General features: G+C 40.5%; 19 protein-coding genes and 1 pseudogene. 15 read left to right on the forward strand and 5 right to left on the reverse strand.

Annotated features, from left to right (window positions below; translation table 11 throughout):
- The first annotated feature begins 121 nt into the window (after positions 1–121).
- Positions 122–274, forward strand: a complete 153-nt coding sequence (locus V7L20_RS06105; protein WP_334743198.1) for a hypothetical protein — start codon at positions 122–124, stop codon at positions 272–274.
- A gap of 302 nt (positions 275–576) precedes the next feature.
- Here the strand turns inward: V7L20_RS06105 and V7L20_RS06110 are convergent, their stop codons facing one another.
- Entirely contained in the window at positions 577–1,236 is a 660-nt protein-coding gene (locus V7L20_RS06110; RefSeq protein WP_334743199.1) for a TetR/AcrR family transcriptional regulator, read from the reverse strand.
- Positions 1,237–1,307: 71 nt separating this feature from the next.
- Here V7L20_RS06110 and V7L20_RS06115 point away from each other — a divergent pair, with 71 nt between their 5' ends.
- From V7L20_RS06115 to V7L20_RS06130, 4 genes are all read left to right on the forward strand, one after another.
- The gene (locus V7L20_RS06115; protein ID WP_334743200.1) at positions 1,308–2,675 is read left to right on the forward strand and encodes an HlyD family secretion protein; all 1,368 of its coding nucleotides are present in this window, start codon (positions 1,308–1,310) and stop codon (positions 2,673–2,675) included.
- Positions 2,676–2,753: 78 nt separating this feature from the next.
- Positions 2,754–4,793, forward strand: a complete 2,040-nt coding sequence (locus tag V7L20_RS06120) for an ATP-binding cassette domain-containing protein (RefSeq protein ID WP_334743201.1) — start codon at positions 2,754–2,756, stop codon at positions 4,791–4,793.
- A gap of 99 nt (positions 4,794–4,892) precedes the next feature.
- Positions 4,893–5,999: an ABC transporter permease gene (locus V7L20_RS06125; protein ID WP_334743202.1), complete on the forward strand. Its 1,107-nt coding sequence runs from the start codon at positions 4,893–4,895 to the stop codon at positions 5,997–5,999.
- Positions 6,000–6,046: 47 nt separating this feature from the next.
- Positions 6,047–7,168, forward strand: coding sequence for an ABC transporter permease (locus V7L20_RS06130; protein ID WP_334743203.1), 1,122 nt, complete (start codon positions 6,047–6,049; stop codon positions 7,166–7,168).
- A gap of 174 nt (positions 7,169–7,342) precedes the next feature.
- On the opposite strand, the gene hpnI is transcribed toward V7L20_RS06130, so the two are convergent.
- Both hpnI and V7L20_RS06140 read right to left on the reverse strand, forming a co-directional pair.
- Positions 7,343–8,581: a bacteriohopanetetrol glucosamine biosynthesis glycosyltransferase HpnI gene (hpnI, locus tag V7L20_RS06135; protein ID WP_334743204.1), complete on the reverse strand. Its 1,239-nt coding sequence runs from the start codon at positions 8,579–8,581 to the stop codon at positions 7,343–7,345.
- A gap of 291 nt (positions 8,582–8,872) precedes the next feature.
- Positions 8,873–10,492, reverse strand: coding sequence for a cyclic peptide export ABC transporter (locus V7L20_RS06140; protein ID WP_334743205.1), 1,620 nt, complete (start codon positions 10,490–10,492; stop codon positions 8,873–8,875).
- A gap of 195 nt (positions 10,493–10,687) precedes the next feature.
- Between V7L20_RS06140 and hpnJ the strand changes: the two genes are divergently transcribed.
- The 7 genes from hpnJ (at position 10,688) to V7L20_RS06175 (ending at position 18,377) form a co-directional block, all read left to right on the forward strand.
- Entirely contained in the window at positions 10,688–12,142 is a 1,455-nt protein-coding gene (gene hpnJ, locus V7L20_RS06145; protein WP_334743206.1) for a hopanoid biosynthesis associated radical SAM protein HpnJ, read from the forward strand.
- Positions 12,143–12,407: 265 nt separating this feature from the next.
- Positions 12,408–13,265 carry a ferritin-like domain-containing protein gene (locus tag V7L20_RS06150; RefSeq protein ID WP_334743207.1) on the forward strand — a complete coding sequence of 286 codons (858 nt, stop codon included), beginning with the start codon at positions 12,408–12,410 and terminating at the stop codon, positions 13,263–13,265.
- 12 nt (positions 13,266–13,277) lie between these two features.
- Entirely contained in the window at positions 13,278–14,198 is a 921-nt protein-coding gene (gene hpnK, locus V7L20_RS06155; RefSeq protein WP_334743208.1) for a hopanoid biosynthesis-associated protein HpnK, read from the forward strand.
- A gap of 24 nt (positions 14,199–14,222) precedes the next feature.
- Positions 14,223–14,351: a hypothetical protein gene (locus V7L20_RS06160; RefSeq protein ID WP_334743209.1), complete on the forward strand. Its 129-nt coding sequence runs from the start codon at positions 14,223–14,225 to the stop codon at positions 14,349–14,351.
- 143 nt (positions 14,352–14,494) lie between these two features.
- Positions 14,495–14,848 (forward strand): hypothetical protein, encoded by a 354-nt coding sequence (locus V7L20_RS06165; RefSeq protein WP_334743210.1) that lies wholly within the window; start codon positions 14,495–14,497, stop codon positions 14,846–14,848.
- A gap of 653 nt (positions 14,849–15,501) precedes the next feature.
- Positions 15,502–16,854 carry a histidine phosphatase family protein gene (locus tag V7L20_RS06170; RefSeq protein WP_334743211.1) on the forward strand — a complete coding sequence of 451 codons (1,353 nt, stop codon included), beginning with the start codon at positions 15,502–15,504 and terminating at the stop codon, positions 16,852–16,854.
- A 227-nt stretch (positions 16,855–17,081) separates the two neighbouring features.
- Positions 17,082–18,377 carry a dihydroorotase gene (locus V7L20_RS06175; protein ID WP_334743212.1) on the forward strand — a complete coding sequence of 432 codons (1,296 nt, stop codon included), beginning with the start codon at positions 17,082–17,084 and terminating at the stop codon, positions 18,375–18,377.
- 574 nt (positions 18,378–18,951) lie between these two features.
- On the opposite strand, the gene V7L20_RS06180 is transcribed toward V7L20_RS06175, so the two are convergent.
- Complete coding sequence (locus V7L20_RS06180; RefSeq protein ID WP_334743213.1) at positions 18,952–19,353, reverse strand: VOC family protein; 402 nt, start codon at positions 19,351–19,353, stop codon at positions 18,952–18,954.
- Between the two features lie 19 nt (positions 19,354–19,372).
- Positions 19,373–20,170, reverse strand: a complete 798-nt coding sequence (gene budA, locus V7L20_RS06185; protein WP_334743214.1) for an acetolactate decarboxylase — start codon at positions 20,168–20,170, stop codon at positions 19,373–19,375.
- Positions 20,171–20,539: 369 nt separating this feature from the next.
- Between budA and V7L20_RS06190 the strand changes: the two genes are divergently transcribed.
- The 3 genes and pseudogenes from V7L20_RS06190 (at position 20,540) to V7L20_RS06200 (ending at position 22,876) form a co-directional block, all read left to right on the forward strand.
- The gene (locus V7L20_RS06190) at positions 20,540–21,487 is read left to right on the forward strand and encodes a zinc-binding dehydrogenase (RefSeq protein ID WP_334743215.1); all 948 of its coding nucleotides are present in this window, start codon (positions 20,540–20,542) and stop codon (positions 21,485–21,487) included.
- Positions 21,488–21,581: 94 nt separating this feature from the next.
- Positions 21,582–21,683: pseudogene (locus tag V7L20_RS06195) on the forward strand (SDR family oxidoreductase); the annotation flags it as partial.
- Positions 21,684–21,913: 230 nt separating this feature from the next.
- Positions 21,914–22,876 carry a DMT family transporter gene (locus tag V7L20_RS06200; protein ID WP_334743216.1) on the forward strand — a complete coding sequence of 321 codons (963 nt, stop codon included), beginning with the start codon at positions 21,914–21,916 and terminating at the stop codon, positions 22,874–22,876.
- The last annotated feature ends 76 nt before the right edge of the window (positions 22,877–22,952 follow it).

Consider the following 22,952-nt stretch of genomic DNA (forward strand, 5'->3'; position numbering starts at 1 on the left):
TTTTGATCCCGCAATCTTAAAAAGGGGGGCAAAAACCTTTTAAATGCAGGCCGCTAATGTTACCTAGCGAATCGTTTCACAACCAGCCGGATATGGTTACTTTCTTGTTGGGGATGCAGCAATGGTACTTGACCCGACATCAAGTCATAGCGTTCTTAAAGCAATTATGTCTGGTATTTGGGTTAGCCATGCGATCGCATCAGAACTCTTAGGTAATATTACAGAACAACAAGCTATTGACCATTACTGTTTATGGATTCATAACTGGTTTTAACACGATGTGAAAAACTTAACTAGTCTAATTGCTAAGTTGCCTAGTCCTCCCTTTTGGATCTAATAGATTACCCTGTTTATCGTAAATCCGAGAGTTGAAGACCCTACGTCTATACGTACCAAATTTTCAATCGGGGTTTAAATCCCCAATTGAAAATGTCTTTAATTTTGAATTTTGAATACTTCGGCTCCCTTCCCTACGGGACGCTGCGCGAACGACGCCGCTCACGGCAAGACGCTCAGTACAAGTTTTGAATTTTGAATTGTTAAGTATCCCTCAATTCTTTCTTGACAGACTACTATCTATTTCCTTATTGGTATTATTCCCTGGCTCATGACCACGTTTATTAAGCTGTCTAACAGGCGATCGCGTGATAACGATGTGAGTTCTTTTCCATACAAAATTTCTTGTACAATCACGTAGGATACTAGTGAACCAAAAAAAATGTGAGCCATTGCTTCTGGGTCGGTAATTGCTAATTCTGGATGAGATGCAAAATACTGACTCAGTATTTGCCGACCACGCTGCACAACGGTTTGGGTATAAAGTTTTGCTAGTTCAGGAAAGTTTTGTGACTCGGTGATAATCAAACGCAACAATGCCAAATAATCGGGATTATCAGCAACTTTAGTTAAATAAATTTCTGCAATTTGACGCAACAAAATCGCTGGTTCGCTGTGCAATTTTTCTGTGCAAAAAATGCTTTGAAAACAAGCGAGTGTCAACCGTTCTATTAATGCTTTAAACAGTCCTTGTTTATCTTGAAAGTGACTGTATATTGTTTGCTTCGATACCCCAGCCGCCGCACTCACACGATCCATACTTGTTCTAGCGTAACCCTCTTTCAAAAATACCCGTATAGCTCCTTGCAAGATTTGCTCCTGCTTTGGAGTGATCGCAGGTAAAAGATTTTCTAGTTGGAAAGCAAGGTTTAGAGGCATGAATGGTAAACTTTTTTGCATACATCTTGCTATATCATACTGGACGGTCTAGTATGAGAGCAAAAATATTTGTCGTCATCCAGAGTGCTACAATGACTCACACTGTCCCAATCCCACCCGAAAACCTTACGAATACCCCAGTATCCAAAAAGCAGCACCGTAAGAAACCGATTCCTTTATTGATTGGCGGATTACTAATAGTAGGTGGCATTGGCTACGCAGTGTGGCACAGTCAACCGCAAGGAACAGTGAATTTACTGCAAGTTAGCGGGCGGATTGAGGGTTATGAAACCGAGATTGGGATCAAGCGTTCTGGAAGAATTGAGTCAATTCTCGTGCGGGAAGGGGCAGCAGTTAAAAAGGGGCAAGAATTAATTAAGCTAGACGACACAGACGATAAATTGCTCCAACAACAATTACTTGGTACTCAAGCCAGAGTAACATCTGCTAAGTATGATGAACAGCAAGCAATTTCAGATGCCGAGCAAGTTATCAGAGAAATTCAAGAAATTAACAGCCAAATTAACGAAGCTAAACTAAATTTGCAGCAATCGCAAGGGGATACCCAAGGAAGAATTGAGCAGGCACAATCAAATGTAGCAGCAGCCAGAGCCACATTAGTGCAAGCACAAGCGCAAGTTAAACAGGCAGCAGCAGAAGTTAATTTAGCAAAAATCAACCGCGATCGCTATGCCCAATTAGTCAAAGAAGGAGCGATCAATCAACAACAATTTGACCAAGCACAAACCACTCTTGATACAGCAATAGCAACCCTAGAAGCACGAAAGGCAGCAGTTAATGCTGAACGTCAACAGTTAAGTGCTGTGTCAGGGGCATTAACTCAAGCCAAAACTACAGGTTTCAATCCTGATATTCGCAACGCCCAGTTAACAGCATTAGTCAGAAAGCAGCAGCAAAGTTCTGCTCAACTTAAATCTGCACAGGCGAAAGTCAACTCTGCGCGTGCCAAAGTCAAAGATGCCCAAGCATCAAATCAGCAAATTCTCACTCAGATTGCAGACTCCAAAAAAGATTTAAATGTAGTGAGTCCCTTAGATGGAGTAGTGACAGCCCGTAGTGTTGAACCAGGTGCAATAGTTAGCAGCCAGACTAACATTTTGACAATTGTTGACCCCAAGACAGTGTATTTTAGAGGTTTTATTCCTGAAGGTGATATTGGCAGAGTGCGTCTAGGACAAACAACAAAAATCTTTATTGATTCTGCGCCGAAAAAACCATTAGAAGGTAAAGTAATTGCCATCGATCCCCAGGCTTCATTTACACCAGAGAATATTTACTTTCAAAAAGATAGAGTCAGACAAGTAGTAGGAATTAGAATCAAAATTCAAAACCCTGATAGCTGTTTTAACCCGGAAAATCCTTATACTGAATCAGATTTACCCTGTGCCAAAATGGGAATGCCAGCAGACGCCAAAATTAATTTGAAGGCAGGAAGATGAAGAATTTTAGATTTTGAACTTCGACTTCGCTCAGGAACCATCGAACGATTTTAGATTTTGGATTGAACAATAAGCTTCATGAAACAGCAAATTACTACTTTCCCTCCAAACTTACTGCCATCATCTAGCCTGCCAACCATCGCAATTAAAGTTTGTGGTTTGCATAAGCACTATGGAAATTTAGCTGCTGTACGGGGAATTGATTTGAGTGTCCACAAAGGTGAAATGTTTGGATTGATTGGCCCTGACGGTGCGGGTAAAACTAGTACCTTTCACATTTTGGGCGGTGTAATGGAAGCAACAGCAGGGGAGGTGCAAATATTTAATCAGCCTGCACGAGATGCCCGATTAATCACAGGTTATCTAACACAACAGTTTTCGCTGTATTTGGATTTGAGTATTGATGAAAACTTGCGTTATGCAGCAGGGTTGCGGCAAGTAGCAGATGATTTGTTAGAGAAACGCCGCAATAAATATTTAAAATTAATGAATTTGGAGCGATTTAGCGATCGCTTAGTCGGACAGCTTTCTGGTGGGATGAAACAAAAGCTGGCGCTGTGTTGTGCTTTGGTTTCTCAACCAGAAGTATTGTTATTAGATGAACCTACCACGGGTGTTGATCCAGTTTCTCGGCGAGAGTTTTGGGATGTGCTAGGGGAATTGTCAGCTGAGGGGATGACAATTGTAGTTGCTACACCATATTTAGATGAAGCTGAACGCTGTCACCGCGTGGCATTAATGTACAGTGGGCAAATTCATGAAATTGGCACACCCGCAGACTTACGGGCTAACTTAGGCTTGCATCGCTTAGAAGTGAGAACAGCTAACCTAGAAGCCACAGAAGAAATATTATCCCAGACTAATCAGACAAATATAGTAGATGTGCAAACTTTTGGCGATCGCTTAGATGTTCTAGTTAAAGATATCAATTCCGGCGAAATCCAAGTCCGCGAACTGCTGCAACAACATCAGTTACCTTCTCCTATTATCGAGCATGGCGAACCCACATTAGAAAACGTTTTTGTCACGCGCTTGCGACAACAAGGTTCTGTGCCACAGTTTTTTCCATTTCCTCGTTCGCGTAAAAGGGGACAAGGAACGAATCAATTCAAAATTCAAAATGACGCTCGCGAACTCGCTAACGCTGCGCTAACAAAATTCAAAATTAAAGAATTTCCCCCCATCTCTCCTTCTTCACCAGCGATATATGCTCACAACCTTAGTCGGATGTTTGGCAAATTCCAAGCCGTTAAAGATGTCAACGTCGAAGTGCGCTATGGGGAAATCTTTGGGTTGTTAGGTGCTAACGGTGCTGGAAAAACTACCACCATTAAGATGCTGTGTGGATTACTCGAAGCAAGCGGCGGTGAAATTTCCTTAGGTGGTGAAACAGGAAATCTGCGTAGTGCAGACTTACGGCGACGTATTGGTTACATGAGTCAAAAATTTACCCTTTACGACGATTTAACTATTCTGCAAAATCTAGAATTTTATAGCGGAGTTTACAGCGTACCTCGCAAATTCCGACGGGAAAAAATTGATTGGGTAATTGCTACCTGTGGCTTAGAAGGACAAGCAAATATGATTACCGGGCAGCTACCAGGTGGTTGGAAGCAGCGAGTAGCTTTCGGTGCTTGCGTGATGCATGAACCAGATATTTTATTTTTAGACGAACCAACATCGGGGGTAGATCCGTTGGCGCGTCGCCAGTTTTGGAAGCTGATTAATGACTTTGCCCGCAACGGTACAGCCATTTTAGTAACAACACATTATCTAGAAGAAGCTGAACAGTGCAACCGTATGAGTTTTATGGTTGCAGGAGAAACCGTCGCCGAAGGTTCACCCAGTTCTGTCAAAGCCTCGCAACCGGGACAATTAATAGAAATTATTGTTGATCAAAACCAAATAGCTTCTAAGATACTAAAACAATATTTCGAGTCTTGGCGCGTCTCGATTTTCGCTGATAGTTTACACGTTGTTCTTGATCATCCTGAACAGGAAATAAATCAACTAACTCAACTTTTAAAATCTAATCAAATTACCATCAATTCTTTACGTCCCATTCCTTTTTCTTTAGAAGATGCTTTTATCGGTATAGTACAGCGATCGCAAGGATAGGAAAGGAGTAGGAATTTTAGATTTTAGATTGAATTACAATCCAAACTTTAATTGCTCAACTCCCAGTCCCCAGTACCCAATATCCAGTACCCAATAGACATGAAACGAATTTTCGCTCAATGTGTAAAAGAAATAGCACAATTTCGCCGCGATCGCCTGACGTTAGCACTAGCATTTTTATTGCCATTCATCACTTTAATAATTTTTGGCTTTGCGATTAGGTTAGAGAGTAAAGATATTCCCTTAATTGTTCAAGATTTCAACCGCACAAACCTAAGTAGCAGCTATATTGAAAGACTTTATGCCACCAATCAATTTGTGCCTAAACAATGGTCTGGTGGCAATCCTACACGCGATGCTATAGATAAAGGAATTGCTAAAGCAGCAGTAATTATCCCGCCGGAATTTAGCCGTGATATTCAAGCAGGTATAAGTACAAATTTACAAGTATTAATCGATGGAACTGATGTTAACAATGCCCGTGTAATTAGAAATAGTATTCAAAGAGTCACAAACTTTTTCATGCAAGAGCATGGACTGCTACCTGCTACTAGTAGTATTACAGCACGAATGCGTCTATGGTTTAATCCTGGTAGATTAGAATCGTTGTATATTGTGCCAGGAACTTACGGAGTTGTACTGTGGATTTTTCCTTCATTGCTCTCTGCGATCGCAATGGTACGGGAAAAAGAAAAAGGGACAATTTTACAAGTTTACGCTTCTAATATTAGTGCCACTGAACTATTACTTGGTAAAGGATTAGCATACCTATTAATTGGCATACTCGAAACATTAGTAGTTATGATATTAGGCTCAATTATTTTCCAAGTTGGCATAGTTGGTAACCCGATAACATTATTACTTGGAACTTTCCTATTTCTGGCAGATAGCATTTTTTTTGGTTTACTTTTAGGAGTTCGTAGTAGTAACCAAAATGCTGCTGTACAAGGGGTTTCCCTCATAGGCTTTATCACATCTTTTTTACTATCAGGTTTTATTTATCCCCTCAACAATATTCCTTTCCCCTTATCACTGCTACCTAATGTCGTTCCAGCGCGTTATTACATTGATATTACTCGTGATACCTTCGTGCGCGGTACAGGATTTGCCGGAGTTTGGTTTGATTTAATCATGCTTGCAACTTTGGGATTAGTATTTTTCAACGTATCACGCCGAGTTTTAAGCCGAATGCAATTACCAAATTAACTTCTCTGTATTCTCTGCATCTGTGCTGTTTAATAAAAAGTAATTTTATGAAACTTATTCTGCGATTATTTGATAATCCATTTTGGGCATTAGTGCGGAAAGAAATTAATCAAATTCTCCGCAATAAGCAATTAATTGTTTTGTTAGTTATCCCGCCTACCGTTCAATTATTATTGTATGGCTTCATCCTCAATCCTGATGTTCATAACTTACGATTAGGTGTGATTGATTATGCCAACATCAGCGCCAGTCGAGAATTAGTTTCAGCCATGACATCAAATCAAATTTTCACTTTAGAATCTCTACCAGACAGTGAAAAAGCATTAAATCGTCAAGTAGAAGAAGGAAAGCTAGATGTTGGGGTCATAATTCCTCCCGATTTTCCGCGTCAACTGGTACAAAAATTAGCAGAAGTTCAAGTATTTATTGATGCAGTAAATGCTAATACAGCCGGGATTGCTGCAAATTATATGAATCAAATTATCCAGCAATATAATCTGCAATTAACTCAAGGTCAAGCAAATCCCCCAGTTTCACCTAAAGTTGTATTTCTGTACAATCCTGGACTGACAAGTAGTTGGTTTTTTGTACCAGGAGTTATGGGTTTAGTTTTAACATTAATTGGTACATTAGTATCAGCAATTACTGTTGTCAGGGAAAAAGATACAGGTACTTTAGAACAATTATTAATGACTCCGGCTGCTAACTGGCAAATATTACTATCTAAAATTGTTCCTTTAGCATTTTTATTAATGGGAGATGTTTTATTAGCTATCACTTTAGCAACAGTAATCTTTCATGTACCATTTCGAGGTAATTTTCTGCTGTTTTTAGCCTTATCAAGTATGTATGTATTTGTCGGGATTAGCCTGGGTATTATGTTGGCCACTGTGAGTAGTTCCCAACAACAGGTAGTTTTAACAGCTTTCTTTATTAATTTACCAATGGTACAAACTTCTGGAGCGATCGCACCCATTGAAGCCATGCCACCCTTCTTTCAAGTCCTATCCTTACTTAATCCCCTCCGCCATTACATTGCGATCATTCGAGGTATTTTGCTCAAAGGCGTTGGCTTAGATGTACTGTGGATGAATGTTTTGGCTTTAGTTGTTTTTGCTGTTGTGTTATTAACTATTAGTATTAATAAGTTTCGGAGTCAGTTAAGCTAAAAGACATGTACTTTAATTTGACGTGAATATTTAGTCACTTTCTGGTTCACAGTTTAGTCATTTAGCAGGTAAAATCACAATATCTGAACACTAGTTATTTTCTAGCTTACCAGGAATTAGTTGATTCAATTCTAGGTAAATCTCTATATTTTGACAACAGTCATCAACCCCATGTTAAAGGTAGGTAAACTTTCGCCACAGTTTACTAGTCAAAACCTTAATTGATAATTGAGAACTTCTGTCTTCTTGCAGTAGTAGCTTTCCATCTTTAGTTAGCTTTAGTTGCTGCCCTCGCCACTCTATTGTGTTGCCAATAAAGCCAAAACACCAAATAACAAAACTTAACAAATCGTGCCCAGGAATGAGCCACAGAAATTTTTTGACAATTGGATCTTTCAGACTGATAGTACCAACAACCCAAGCCATCACCAATCTTGTTAGCCAACAGATACATAGTCCTACCCATCCTAGTATTGAACCATTTGTGGCAATCAGCAGCAGCAAACTAGTGACCACACCGTAGGTAAAAATTAGTCCTAGATAACCCCAAGGACGAGAAACTCGTTTACCACGCGCCCAACGGATCTGGCGCTTGATAGCATCAACAAAGTTGTTGCTTGTTTGTACATGTTCAACTACATAGTCGGAAAGTACAACTTTGTAACCTGCTTGGACAGGTAGATAGCCAAGTTGAAAATCATCTGCCAGATAATCAGCAATTGCTTCAAATCCACCTATGGCTTCTAGTACTTTTTTAGGTATGGCAATGGTGGAACCAAAGGCATATTTTATACCATTTTCTTGAATATTGCCGACTAAAACCCCAGCATGAAACTCAGTAGTAGTACCAATAGCCTCGAATGTCGATACCCATCCTTTAGCTAAGGATCGATACATACAGGTAACGACACCCACGCTTTCATCTTGCAACGGCTGGATAACTCTTTGCAAATAGTCTGTTCCAACTCGGATGTCACTATCAGCAAGAACTAAAATTTCGTATTTAGCTTTGGCTGCGGCATTCGCCAAGTTGCTAACTTTGAGGTTTGTACCGATGACGCGATCGCTTACTATCAGCAGAATATCCAAATCTGGATAATTGTAGATGATTTTCTCTACAACCTCTATGCAAGGATCTTTAGAATTTCGCACAGCAAAGATAATTTGATATTTTAGATAGTCCTGCTGACAAAATGAGGCTAGGTTTTCATAAGCATCGCTATCAACTCCACAAACAGGTTTGAGGATACTAACAGGTGGATGAAACTCTAGATCCCTTGACTGGGGATGACCAAAAAAAGTTATTGCTGCATAAATTGCATAGTGATAAAAGCAAACAGATAATATGCACAAAATTACCAGTAAATCAATGATAATCAGGTGAAAAATTCTGAAGAAGTTAAATGCAAACATGGTTATTAGACCTATTTTTTAAATAAATTTTATGGAAAAATAAATAGATCCAATGATTTTACGTGTATTGATTGTAATCAAGATTTTAACAAAAATAGAATCATACCCGCAGGAATAAAAGCGATTAATTTGAATTAAAAATGAGAATTTTATCGCATTAGTAGTATTAGAGAATAAGGGCATTTAGAGAAGCAGCATAAATTGAAAACTTACAAGTTTGTTTAATTGCTTCTAGAAAAAAAGCAAAAGCAGAAATGACGCCGAATAAGGAAGTGTATCTTTGCCATTATATTAAGTTTTGTCATACTCTATTTTTCCATAGTCAAGTTTGATAATTCGATCTGCTAAATGAAAATAGCGATCGTCATGGCTAATCACCAGTACTGTTTTACCTCGCGATCGCAGTTCTGGTAAAAGTTGAGTATAGAATATTTCCTTGAATATTGGATCTTGATCGGCTGCCCACTCATCAAATAGATAAATTGGTCGATCTTCTAAGTATGCTGTGAGTAAAGCTAATCGTTTACGTTGTCCTTGAGAAAGTGCAGTGGTAGAAAGTTGACCATTTTCAATTTTTACCTTATGGTCTAGTTGCAACTGTTGTAAATATTTAGTGGCTTGAGTATCCAAGTAAGAGTTTTTTAAACCGAGAAGTTCTTCAAATAAATAAAAATCGGAAAATACAACAGAAAAATGCTGACGATACCATTCTCGATTCGTTTCGCTAACTAAGTTATCATCAAACCAAATTTTGCCGTTTTCAGGGATGTAAAGTCCGATAATTAGTTTCAATAATGTAGATTTACCGCTACCGTTGCCGCCGATAATGAAAACTAATTCTTGAGGATATAGTGTTAGGTCGATGGGGCCAAAAATAAAGCTATTATCTTCTTGAACTGTATAGTAAGTGTGGGTAACATTTTTAAATGTTAAGCTGTGCCAATCAGATTTCAGTGCAAGTGGAACAGTGGATATTTCAGATCGACTAGCTAGAGATAAGCCCAAAGACTCGATTTTTTGCAAAGCAATAGTGGCTTGACTTAATAAGGGAAGTTTGCTGATGATGTTATCCATTGGTAACACTAAGTAAGTAAAGGTTAAAATGTAACCAGAGAGAGTTTCAGCATTGATAGTAAGCAAATTAGGCAGCACAAACATTACAAAACCGAGGGCAAAAAAGAATACGAGTTGTCCCCAACTAGAAGTTGTGGCAAAAAGGGTTAGACCTTTAACATTGTGATGGCGAAACTTGTTAGCAGTTGGGTGTAGTTTTTCTTCTAAAAAATCTTCACGCCGCCTGTAGTTTAGTTTGAGTTCTTTAACTCCTTCAGTAATAGTGCGAAAATGTTTAAACAGTTGATCTTCATCTTCACGAGCTAGAGCCAGCAATTTTTCTCCTCTGTTAAGTAGCCATTGACAACTAGCGATCGCTACTATTGAAATACCACAAACTAGCACCAGTACTAACCAAGAAAGCCAGGTTATATATGCTATGCAACCCAGGACGATGGCTAAATTAATAAAGATGAAAGGCATCTGATAAACAGCATTGGCAATCACCTGAATGTCTTCTGTAAGAGTTGCCAATAATCGAGGATTCCCTAACCCTTCTAGATGAGTCAATTCAGAAGCCAGAATTTGCCGACTCAAACGCATCCTTAATTGCAAAACCGCATTCTGAGAAAGGCGAATCAGCATCACTTGAGAAATAATGCTAGTAATTAATACAACTATGGCCAGCCCCGCAAAACCCCAAATTATCGATGTGAGGCGAGAAGCACCACTGCTACTTGCAGCATGGCTAATTAAGGCAATCAAGCCCGCACTACTACCGCCACTCAAAAATCCAGTAGCGATCGCGATCGCTACCATCCCCCACGAAGAACGCAAAAGAAAGTAAATCAAATTCATGATAGACGCTTATGCCCCATTTTCAAGATAGTTGTTTGCAAATCAATTTAGGTTGCGCTTCTAGGGTAAATTTTCCATCCTCACAGTTTAAAACTTCTGAAAGATCGCGGTAAGCTAATTAGAATTACACTGGTAACGTATTCGCGCAGCGTCTCGTAGACTGTGCGTAGAATTATATATTGAGGAAATATACTTGTGAAAAAAACTTTGTTTCTTAGTCCTCCTTCCTTCGATGGATTTGATGGTGGAGCCGGTTCACGATACCAAGCCAAGCGCGAAATTACCTCCTTTTGGTATCCTACATGGCTGGCGCAACCGGCAGCCCTTGTGCCTGGTAGCAAGCTAATAGATGCACCACCACACAATCAAACAGTAGAAGATGTAATCAAAATTGCTCAAGATTACGAGCTAATTATCATGCACACCAGCACGCCTTCGCTGCCTAATGATGTGAAGTGCGCTGAGACAATCAAAGCTCAAAACCCTAATATCAAGATTGGCTTCATTGGAGCGCACGTTGCAGTGTTACCAGAGCAGACGCTGGCTGAAAACCCCATCATTGACTTTGTGTGTCGCCACGAATTCGACTATACCTGCAAAGAACTAGCAGAAGATAAATCTTGGCAAGAAATTACAGGTCTAAGCTACCGCGATCGCCAGGGTAATATACATCATAATCAAGACCGTCCTTTAATTCACGATTGGGATTCTCTGCCCAGTGTATTGCCGATTTATCATCGTGATTTGGATATTACTAAATACTTTATTGGCTACTTGCTGCATCCATACATTTCCTTTTACACTGGGCGGGGCTGTCCGGCAAAATGTAGCTTCTGCCTTTGGCCACAAACAATTGGTGGACACTTATACCGCACTAAAAGTCCAGAAGCCGTTGGGCGTGAGATGGAAGAAGCTAAAGCGCTCTTTGGCGACAAGGTGCGAGAATATATGTTTGATGACGACACCTTTACAATTGATAAACATCGAGCGATCGCAATTAGCGAACACATGCACCGACTCAAATTGACTTGGAGTTGCAACGCCCGTGCCAATCTCGACTATGACACCCTCAAAAAACTACGCGATAATGGCTTACGCCTACTCTTAGTAGGATTTGAATCTGGCAATCAGCAAATTTTGGATGGAATTAAGAAAGGAATCAAACTGGAAGTAGCGCGGAAGTTTATGGAAAATTGTCATAAACTTGGCATTACTGTACACGGTACATTTATCATTGGTTTACCCGACGAAACTCAACAAACAATCGAAGAAACAGTCCGCTTTGCTTGCGATATTAGTCCTCATACAATTCAGGTTTCCATCGCAGCCCCTTATCCTGGAACAGAACTTTATCGTCAAGCACAAGAAAATAATTGGTTTAGCAACAATTCCTTAGTTGCTAGTTCTGGAATTCAAATGTCCACACTGCAATATCCAAATCTTTCTAGTGCTGAGATTGAAGACGCTGTTGAGAAGATGTATCGGAAGTTCTACTTCCGTCCCAGAGCGATTATCCCAATTGTCACTGAAATGCTTACTGATCCCCAAATGTTAGTTCGTCGCCTACGTGAAGGGCGGGAATTTTTCTCTTACTTGAAAGATCGTCGCACTCAAACAACAGCAAAAGCTGCATCAGTAGTTGTTGGTTAATGATTGTAACTTAAACGATTTCAGACCAGAAGCATTACATGTAGCATAAGTTACTAATACTGTAAGCCTACAGTCGGGGTTTAAATCCTCGTCTAAAATGTCTTTGAATGTTGAATTGTTAATGGTTATTTTTGTGGAGGAATTGACGATAACCCAGCTAAATAAGTGAATGAACACAAATATTTACAGTAATTGCGATCGCAATTACATCATGTAATTAATTCTGTCCGAATACTTATCAAAAAATTCAACAATTTCTTCAGCCATGAAAATAGGAAGCAAAGAACACAAAGAACTTTTTTGCCATAGGTTTATTGAAAGTCACTTAGAGTACGAGCCAGAACGTCTCGCTTGGCCGACTCTGGACAGTGTAGCTATTGAAAGCTTACGTAATATTCCCTTTTGGAGAGAAGCACTGAATACAGAACAAGAAGCAGGAGTGATGGTGAACGCTTTTGCAGCCACAATTAGCGACTCTTTATTAAAAGACGCGATCGCTCTACAAGGTATGGAAGAAGTTCGCCACGGGAAACTGATTAAATTTCTGATTGATCAGTACGATATTCAAATTTCTCTACCTCCTGCACCTGTACTTCCTAGTAATATCAAAACGGCCTTCCTTGACTTTGGTTTTGGTGAATGTCTTGACTCTTTTTTAGCCTTTGGTCTGTTTGGACTCGCTCGCCGTCATGTCAACTACATCCCAGAAGCATTATTTGATATCTTCGATGTAATTTTAAATGAAGAAGCCCGTCATATCATGTTCTTCATTAATTGGGTTACTTACCTGGAAATTCAGGAGGGCAGAAGTAATTGGTTACGAGGAATTAATGCTCTTATACATTACAGTAGAGCCTTACAAGATAAGATTACAGCTTTTAGTGGTTCTAACGAAGAACAACAAAAGGGTTTCACAGCCACCGGCGCTAGCAACTTTATAGATAATTTAACCCCAGAGTTATTATTATCTACTTGCTTGGAAGAAAACAGCCGACGGCTTGGGGTGTTTGATAAAGAATTACTCCAACCGCAGCTTGTGCCGAACCTAGCCAAAATTGCCTTAGCTACTCTTAGACTCGTACCTCAACGTAATCACTCAATAGCTCAATTATCAGAACCTTAAAGATAGAAACTTATGCAAGCACAGCGATTCGCTATCATTAATGGTGATGACTTTGGTTTCTCTGAAGGAGTTAATCAAGCAATTATCAAAGCACACAAACAAGGAGTGCTAAGTAGCACCAGCCTGATGGTGAGTGCTGAAGCTGCAAAAGAGGCTGTCGCTTTGGCAAATTCCTACCCAAACCTCGCTGTTGGGCTACATCTCGTCTTGATCTGTGGACGTTCTGTGCTACCGCCAGACCAAATTCCTCATTTAGTTGACAAAGAAGGTAACTTTTCTAACAGTCCGTTTATGGCTGGGTTGCGGTATCAATTTGTCAAGGAAACCCATAAAGAACTGCGGCAAGAAATTCGTGCCCAGTTAGAAAAATACCGTTCTACTGGTTTGCCACTTTCTCATGTAGATGGACATTTGCATTTGCATATCCATCCAATAGTCTTGCGTATTTTAGTTGACCTAGCACCAGAATTTGATATTAAAGTAATTCGGTTGCCAAGTGAAGAACTGGGGTTGACCCTCAGAGTTAATCGCAGTAATTTACTGACAAAGCTAGTTTGGTCAGGAGTATTTGGCAAACTACGCCGCTATGGTGAGAGAATACTAGAGTCCGAAGGTATTAAATTTACCCAAAGAGTTTACGGTTTATTGCAAACTGGTGGTATTACAGAGGAATACTTACTTGGGTTGATACCTCAAATCCAGGCAGACTTAGTAGAGATTTACTCTCATCCAGCGATGCCTAGGGCGGGCTTTGCCAACGCTATTCATGGCGCTCCTTTAAATGGAACACTAGGAGCAGGTGAAGCAGAACTTGCTGCCTTGTTAAGTGATCGGGTACGCGAAGCGCTCCATAGTAACGGCTTTGAAATTACTAACCACCATTTCCTCTGTTCTGGCTCGGGTGGTAATGGTTCCCTAAAATCTTCATCTTAAAGGCAAGCCATTAAACAAGGGAATGTGATTGATTTACCTGACAATATCGCTGATTTCTTCCTGGCATATCTCAACGAACTAAACTGCGATCGCTTGGAAACTGAACCAAATAATTTCATTTCCCAAGACATGCCATTGATTATAGCTTGGTAATTCTTAAAACAACATTAATCAGTGACACTCTAAGTATATACGCAATATGATTAATGTAGTAGAACCTAACGATAGAGTTAATCAAAATAATTTTCCCATAAAATAATAGATGAGCAATATTAAAGATAATTTGGATAAAACAAATGAACACCAAAATTATTGCTTTCTTGGGAATTACGGCAGCCTTTGCAAGCTTAGGAAGCCAAGTATACGCACAGTCACCAACATTAAGCTCAAATCTAGAGAAATACAGATCAACTGGTAATTCTCTTGTTGGAATTGATCATAGAACAGCCCAAGAAGACTTTAAAAGCTTTTTTGAGCAAACTAATCCAGCAATCATCTCCAACAATAATAGAAGAGACAATAAAACTCCAGTCAAAATACACTTTAACGAAACATTATCACAGCCTGACACTTCTGTTCTATTAGCACCGGCTCAGTCTGGGAATGACAATGATGGATTGCAAGTGCAGTTAGATATAAGGAGAGAATAATTAGGTAAACTGTTAAGCATTTAAGCAAGCACATTGAGGCCGCAGGGGGGCAGGAAGCAAGGCAGAGGGTTTGCAGCTTTTTTTAACAATGAAAATAGTGCAATTTGTAGGCGCGACAGCTTATAAAGGTTGACGCTATAGTTTTGAGCGTAGATGTCTTATTTACCCGATCATCCGCAGAACCAAAGTTATTTAACTCACCCACCCACTTTGAATTAAAGTTCCAGGCTAAAAGCTAAAGTCTACTAAGGAAGACTAAAGATTTTTGACTATATTTTAGTCATCTTCAGATGACTTTAGCTATTAGCAAGGAACTCCAGTTCTTTGCAAGACATGACTGTTTACGTTAAATCGACATTAATGTACAGTTGTATACCCCTACGATTCATCTGTTGCAAAGGTTAGAGGGATATAAAAGTGCCCAAAATTACAGGGAAACACTTTTCACACAACCTCTTATACCAAATATTTCTACTTGAATTAAAACAGTTTTGTTAGGAAATATTGTTAATACAGCAGCAATTTTAGCTGCTCATCCTACGTCCTCTACAAGAATAAAGTTTCGTACTTAACTAAATCTGCCTTCCTGAATCGCTAAATGTGCAATCATTTTGCAGTAAAATTAATCGTCTAGAGAAGAGGAGGGCTTTTAGATGACTCGTGTCATCATTGTGCGCCACGGTCAAAGCAGTTATAATACCGAGAGGCGTATTCAGGGACGCACTGATGCGTCAACATTAACCGAAAAAGGTCGAAACGATGCCAGTAAAGTTGGCAAAGCCCTCAGCAATATTTTATTTAATGCGATTTACAGCAGCCCCCTGCAACGAGCGAAACACACAGCAGATATTATCCATAGTGAGTTAGCGACTCATCCTGAACAGTCTGCCATAATCCAAGTTTCTGATTTGCTGCTAGAAATTGACTTACCTTTATGGGAAGGACTTTTAACTGCTGAAGTGAAGCAGAAATTTGCCGAAGACTACCGCACTTGGCATCAACGCCCCGACGAACTGCGGATGCTGCTGAATGATGCACAAGGGACAAGAGAACATTTTCCTGTTCTTGCATTATACGAACAAGCACGGCAATTTTGGCAAGAAATCTTGCCTCAACATCAAGGCGAAAGTATTCTCATAGTGGGACATAACGGCATTAATCGCGCCCTGATTAGCACAGCCTTGGCAATTCCTCCCAGTCGCTACCATTCAATACAGCAATCTAACTGTGGCATTAGCGTACTAAATTTTGCTGGAGGATTGGGGGAACCAGTTCAGTTAGAATCCTTAAATCAGACACAACACATTGGAGAAAGTCTACCCTCATTGCGACCAGATCATGAAGGAATACGGTTGTTGCTGGTGCGTCATGGTGAAACTGACTGGAATCGCCAAACCAGGTTTCAAGGGCAAATTGATGTCCCCCTCAACGACAACGGTAGACAACAGTCGCAAAAAGCAGCCGAATTTCTCCAAAAGGTAGCGATTGATAATGCTTGCAGTAGCCCAATGCTGCGCCCTAAAGAAACAGCAGAGATCATTCTAAAACAACATCCTAATGTAAAGTTAGACTTGCAAGATGGTTTAAGAGAAATCAGCCACGGACTTTGGGAAGGAAAATTAGAAACAGAGATAGAGCAAGAATTTCCCGGAGAATTGCAGCGATGGCGGTTAGTGCCAGCCCAAGTTCAAATGCCTGAAGGAGAAAATTTGCAAGAGGTGTGGGAACGTAGCGTTACAGCTTGGCAATCAATTTTACAAACCGCATCAACGAATCAATTTAAAACTGTATTAGTAGTAGCTCACGACGCAACTAATAAAACCTTACTTTGTCACGTTCTGGGTTTATCGCTAGAAAATTTCTGGAATTTCCGTCAGGGTAATGGCGCAGTTAGTGTTATTGACTATCCTTGTGGAATCGATAGTCTACCAGTATTGCAAGCGATGAATATCACTGCTCACTTCGGTAGAGGTGTACTAGATAAGACAGCAGCCGGGGCGTTGTAAAAAAGTTAGGAGTGAGGAGTACAGACGCAATTAATCGCGTCTGTACAGGAATTAGGAATAAAGTTAGGAGTGAAAAATTATCAGTGATGAATAAAGTTAGAAGTGATGAGCGAGGAACAAATAACTCCTAACTCTTAACTCATAACTCATAACTTCTAATTCTTAACTCATAACTCCTAACTCCTAACTCTTAATGCACAACTCCTAAGTTATAACTAAAAACTTTTATGACTCAACTGCTGCAAAAAGTACGGGTAATTGATCCAGTTACTAAAATCGATGAACTCTTTGATGTGCTGATTGGTGATGGTTATATCCAAGAAGTGGCTTCGCACATTACTGACATCAGCCCCGATACTCCAATCAGAGATTGTCGGGGATTAGTTATTGGGCCGGGGTTAGTAGATTTGTACAGCCACTCCGGTGAACCAGGCTTTGAAGAACGGGAAACCTTGTTGTCTCTCTTACAATCTGCTACTGCTGGCGGCTTTACCAGAATTAGCATCTTACCCGATACATCCCCAGCTATTGATAACCCTGCACTTGTGACACAGTTGCAGCAAAAGAGACACGGGAAGATGAAAGAGAGAGAGAAAATTAATTCGGCTCCCCCTACCTCTCCTCTCCCCCTGCTTTATCTCTGGGGTGCTATCACCCTAGATGTTGCTGGGAAGCAAATGACGGAATTGGCAGATTTAGCGTCTGCTGGAGTTGTTGGTTTTAGCGATGGTAAGCCCTTAGAAAACTTGGCGCTGGTGCGACGAGTGTTAGAGTATGTCCAGCCGTTGGGTAAACCATTAGCATTTTGGCCAAGCGATCGCCAGTTAGCAGCAAATGGTGTAATGAGAGAAGGGGCAAATGCTCTCCGTTTCGGTTTACCCCCAATACCCGCCAGTGCTGAAACTAGTGCGATCGCAGCTTTATTAGAATTGGTTGCAACTATCGGTACACCAGTCCATATTATGCGCGTCTCCACATCTCGCAGCGTGGAACTAATCGCTTCAGCCAAAGCTGCTGGTTTACCCATTACCGCTAGTACTACCTGGATGCATCTTTTACTAGATACAAAAGCAGTTAAGAGTTATAACACTAGCTTGCATTTAGACCCGCCATTAGGAAATCCTAATGATGTCGCAGCATTGCGTGCAGGAGTGCGTGCAGGTGTGATAGATGCGATCGCTATTGACCACACACCCTACAGCTACGAAGAAAAAGTCCAAGCCTTTGCCGAAGCCCCTCCAGGAGCAATTGGTTTAGAGTTAGCATTACCTTTGTTGTGGCAATATCTCGTTGAAACTGAGGAATTTACAGCTTTAGAATTATGGCGGGCATTGAGTGCCAGTCCAGCCGAGTGTTTGGGGCAAAAAGTCAGTGCGATTCTACCTCATCAACCAGCAGAACTAACTTTATTTGATCCCGAGCAAACCTGGAAAGTCGAACGCAAAAGTCTTTATACACTTTCACAAAATACACCTTGGTTAGGACAACAGTTGAAGGGTCATGTTGTGCAAACATGGTGTTGAAAAATGTGAAATACTTTGAAATTCATAACTTTTAAAGAGGTACTAATACATTGGTATTTCAAACTTATATGGCTGATAATTTGTTCCAATAATTTTAAACAAAGCTTGTGTAGCATACTTGAAAACACTGAATTTAACTGATACCTCTAAACACTATTTTCTTAATTTTGCTTACGAAAATACACCTAAGCTTTATTACTAAATTATGTGGTGCTAGCGGTTAAAAATTTTTGAAAATTATTGTTTTAAACTTAAGATAAATTTACCCTTACTACTTGAATTGCTAAATCAAGAATTGATGTAAAGCAGAAAAGGGTGATAGAAAATTGAAGCCTGTAGCTGTGAAGAAAAAGATTAGTCTAGCTGTGATCGCTATCAATACAGTTCGGTTAAGGTTATTGGTTGGGTGTTGTGGTGTGTAGAGACGTTGCAATTGCTAGTCAAGACAAGCCTTATCGATAGACTTTTTATCTTATCCGAACCGTATTGTGATCGCAATTGATTACGCACCTATACCTAAGTCATACTCCAATTCATGCTTAATTCTGACGGCTGACACCTTTGTTCTTTTTTGTTAAACTTCTCTATCGCCTGTATGTGAAGAAGTTAACGTTAATAGATAGCCGTCCGGCCCGGTCAAGGTAAATGAACTGTGGATTCTGCCTGTTTCAATTTCAGAAACGGTCAATCCCCACTTCTTAAAAGTATCTCTGGTAACAAAAACATCGTCTACCATCAGATCAAAAGGGGCATTGATTCCAGAAGCGATCGTCTCTGAACTTGTTCTCAAAACTAAATGCGTTCCTCCCCGTAATTCTAAAACAGCTAATTGTTCTGATTGCGCGATCGGGCGCAGCCCTATCTGAACAAAAAAATCCCTAGCCTCTGCTACATTACTCACATATAATCTCACATGCCCAATCGCCAACGCGGGACGGGTATCCTTTTCTTTTGCAATAGTTTCTGGTAGTGACATAGCTTTAATCCAAAAATCTTTAGTTACGGTTTAACTCTGTTGACTTCAGCAGGTTTACATCTCCCAAATCAGCTTGGTCAAATTCCGCAGTTGTGGGCAAATTTATCTCAACCTTTGATAAAGTATCAAGTTCTACTTTAGCATTTTGAAATTGTCCATCTAAAATATGTCCTCCAGTTTTCCGATTTACAGTTATGAAATGAAAGTGATAGCCATTAAGGTTTATTCCTTGCATATATTTGGGTGTCCGAAAACCCACTAAAGTACCATTAACATTCCTTAACTCAAAAATTGATTGTTCTTTAACCACCTCTGCCAAAGGTCGATAAGGTGGGGTTTGTTTAGGAACGCTTCTAAATTTTAGATAAGGAAAATTACCTTGAATACGAATAGCATAAGGATAATTTTTAGTCGGTAAGTGCTGATCTAATAATTCCTGCAATTGTTGATAATTAATCTGCCCTCCTAGATTAATTAATATTTGTGGTTTAAAAAAGGTTACTGTAGCAAAAGGGCTTGTCATCGAATCAGGAATAACAGAGGCAACTCCATCAGCTTTTACCTGGTAAAATTTACCATCTAATCCAATCATTTCTCCATCAAGATAATTCACTGTGCCCAAACCGAAATTACCGTATTTTTTCAACTGCCTAAAATTAGTATTTCCCTCATAAATACCTATTGACAAAGCACTAATTGTAGATGTTTGAAATAAAGTCTTTGATAAAGGATGTTGCTGAGTTTTCCCTGGAAGAATGATACCTAATAATGCAGTTATGGTTAAAATAGCGATCCATAAATAACGCTTGATTTTCATAAAATAACAATTATTATTTTTGAATACTCCTGTAGTACGTAGTAATATCCCTATATGCCTGGAAGGCAGCTTATCCTAGAGTAGGAGATTGACAGCAACTAGCTTACAACGTAGCAATAAATGCAAGCATTGATGAAACAAATCTTTTCACTGGGTGTTTGATTCTTTTGTCTGTCTTGTGATAGTTTGCTTTCTACGTCCTTTAAGTACTATAAACTAATCGGATTGCCGTTGTTTATTAAATATCATTAACCTAGTTATAGAGACTTGGGTTAAGAAGGACTAGCCAAATCCATCGAGTTTATTCTTGTAGGTAGTACATCGTAAACCATCGCTCTAGAAATTTATCTCTAAGCCAGGGCATTCTCTATGAGTAAAATACGTGCTGTGATTGTTGATCCGAATGTGGTTGGACGTTTGGCACTGAGTCAAGTGACTGCACCGAAGCCTGCTCCAGATGAGGCACTAGTCAAAGTGGCGGCGATTTCTCTCAATCGGGGAGAGGTGAAACGTTCAACTTCTGCTGAGGCTGGTTGGCAGCCTGGTTGGGACTTGGCAGGTGTAGTGGAAACCTCTGCTGCTGATGGGTCGGGGCCTCCCAAAGGGACGCGTGTCGTTGGCTTGCGCCGCGCCGGTGCTTGGGCAGAACTCGTGTCTGTTCCCACCAACGCCTTAGCAGAAGTGCCGCCATCGGTATCCTTTGCTCAAGCTGCCACACTGCCTGTAGCAGGTTTAACCGCATATCATGCTGTGCTAAAAGGTGGTTCACTGTTAGGTCGCCCAGTTCTGGTTACAGCGGCATCAGGAGGTGTTGGTTACTTTGCTATCCAATTGGCGCAACTGTCAGGGGCGCACGTCGTGGCATATATTCGTCAAGCTGGCTATGAAACTCTAGTTAGAGAAGCAGGGGCACAATCCGTGGTGATTGGCGAAGACCTCTCACCCGCCAGCGAGTATGGCCCCTATGATCTAATTGTAGAGTCAGTAGGTGGCAAGACTTTGGGGGTAGCCCTTGGCTTATTGGCACAGGATGGAAAAACTGTGCTGTATGGAGTATCTGGGGGAGCAGAAGTGACATTCAACGCTGCCCAATTTTTCGGGACTGGTAGTGTGAGTCTGTATGGTTTACGTCTGTTCGATGAATTGAGATTTGAATCAGCATCAGTTGGTCTAAAACGGCTTTTGAGTTTAGTAGAAGCAGGTCAGTTACGTCCTCACATTGATTTAGAAGCTTCTTGGACACAAATAGCTGATGTAGCCCAACAATTACTCGACAGGCGTTTTCCTGGCAAGGCTGTATTGCACATTTCTAATTGAGTATTAATAGATGGCATGGGGGATAGTATTGACTTCTGGTTCAAGCTAGATCAGCTTGTAGCTGCTAGTAACCTCAAAATAGAACGCCCAGCCAGAAGAAATTGCTGCGCTGGCGTTATTTTTGGTATCTGATCTAGCTGCATCAATTACAGGAACAGAGATTATCGTTGATGGCGGCTCTACTCCTGGTATTTAGTAGTATGAAGGCAGTACCTTGGGTGAAAATCTTGGTTTGCCCCGTCCGGTAAACCAGTTCACCACGAAAACTGCTCTGAATCTATGAGTGTCGGTTTCTTGGCATCGTTTTGGTTGAACAACTGGCAGTGTTTTTGAAGCGACGGCTTTGATTTCCTCAAACTTCATCTGGTTTGTTATTCAAGTGGTTTTAACAATACAATCAAGTCGTCTCTAAGGAAACTTTTTATCGTGTTGGGCATCCTGACGGTTCTTCTATCCTCTTTTATTTTGACGTTTCACAACGTTACTGTTCGAGTTTTGTTTTCAGAACATCTCGTACTAGGTTTATTTTTACTCGGTGGATACGTTAAACCGGATTTGCAAAATTCTTTCTTGCTGATGTTCATGCGAATGCTGCTAGTGGTGCCACTCATGGCATCTCTATCATTCAAGCTATATCCAGCTGCTTGGATAGAACTCCAATACTTGTTCACCCGTAAAAATAGGGATGTTCTGATTCAAGCTCTTGGCTGTGGTGTGCTAATGTTCGTGTATATTGCATCACTCTACATTGCTATTGGCTTGATTCCCACAGGTATTGCCTTGACCCTTTTCTTCACTTATCCCGTATTTACAGCGCTGCTGTCTTGGAGATTTTTTGGCGATCGCCCCACATTGTTCCGTTGGCTGGTAATGGCTATTATTCTGGTGGGAAGCGCTTTAACCATTCCCCAATCTTCTGCCACTTACAGCAGTCATGTTATTGCGATCGGCATTTTCGCTAGTTTTGGCGCTGGGATCGTTTATGCCTTTTATTGCATCATTGCTCAAAAATGTTTAGAAAAATTCCATCCAGTTCCCTTTACCTGGATCAGTTTTGCCTCCACTTTACTGCTTTCCGGTGTTAGTTTACTTTTTTGGCCGGCTAAGAGCGGCCAACTTGACTGGACACCTCTATGGATTGGCAGTATCTTTTCAGGCCTTGTCAGCTTTCTCGGACATACTCTAAACAATGTGGGGATTAGGATGGTTGGCGCTTCTACCGCTTCCATAATCGGTTCTAGCAGTCCAGCATTGACGGCACTTGTTGCATGGATAACCATTAGCGAAACTTTAAACGTGATTCAGAGTGTGGGGATTGGTGTTGTCACATTGGGGATCGCATTACTTAGTGCAGAAGGCTTTATTAAATCGCTCAAAATAAGGAGTTAAGGTCATCTCACTGTATCGTCGTCGCTTTGCCATCAAGACCTTTTTAGGGAGTTGTATCAATGGTATTGCGATCATT

The sequence above is a fragment of the Nostoc sp. genome, from assembly GCF_036916735.1.
Taxonomy (GTDB): domain Bacteria; phylum Cyanobacteriota; class Cyanobacteriia; order Cyanobacteriales; family Nostocaceae; genus Nostoc.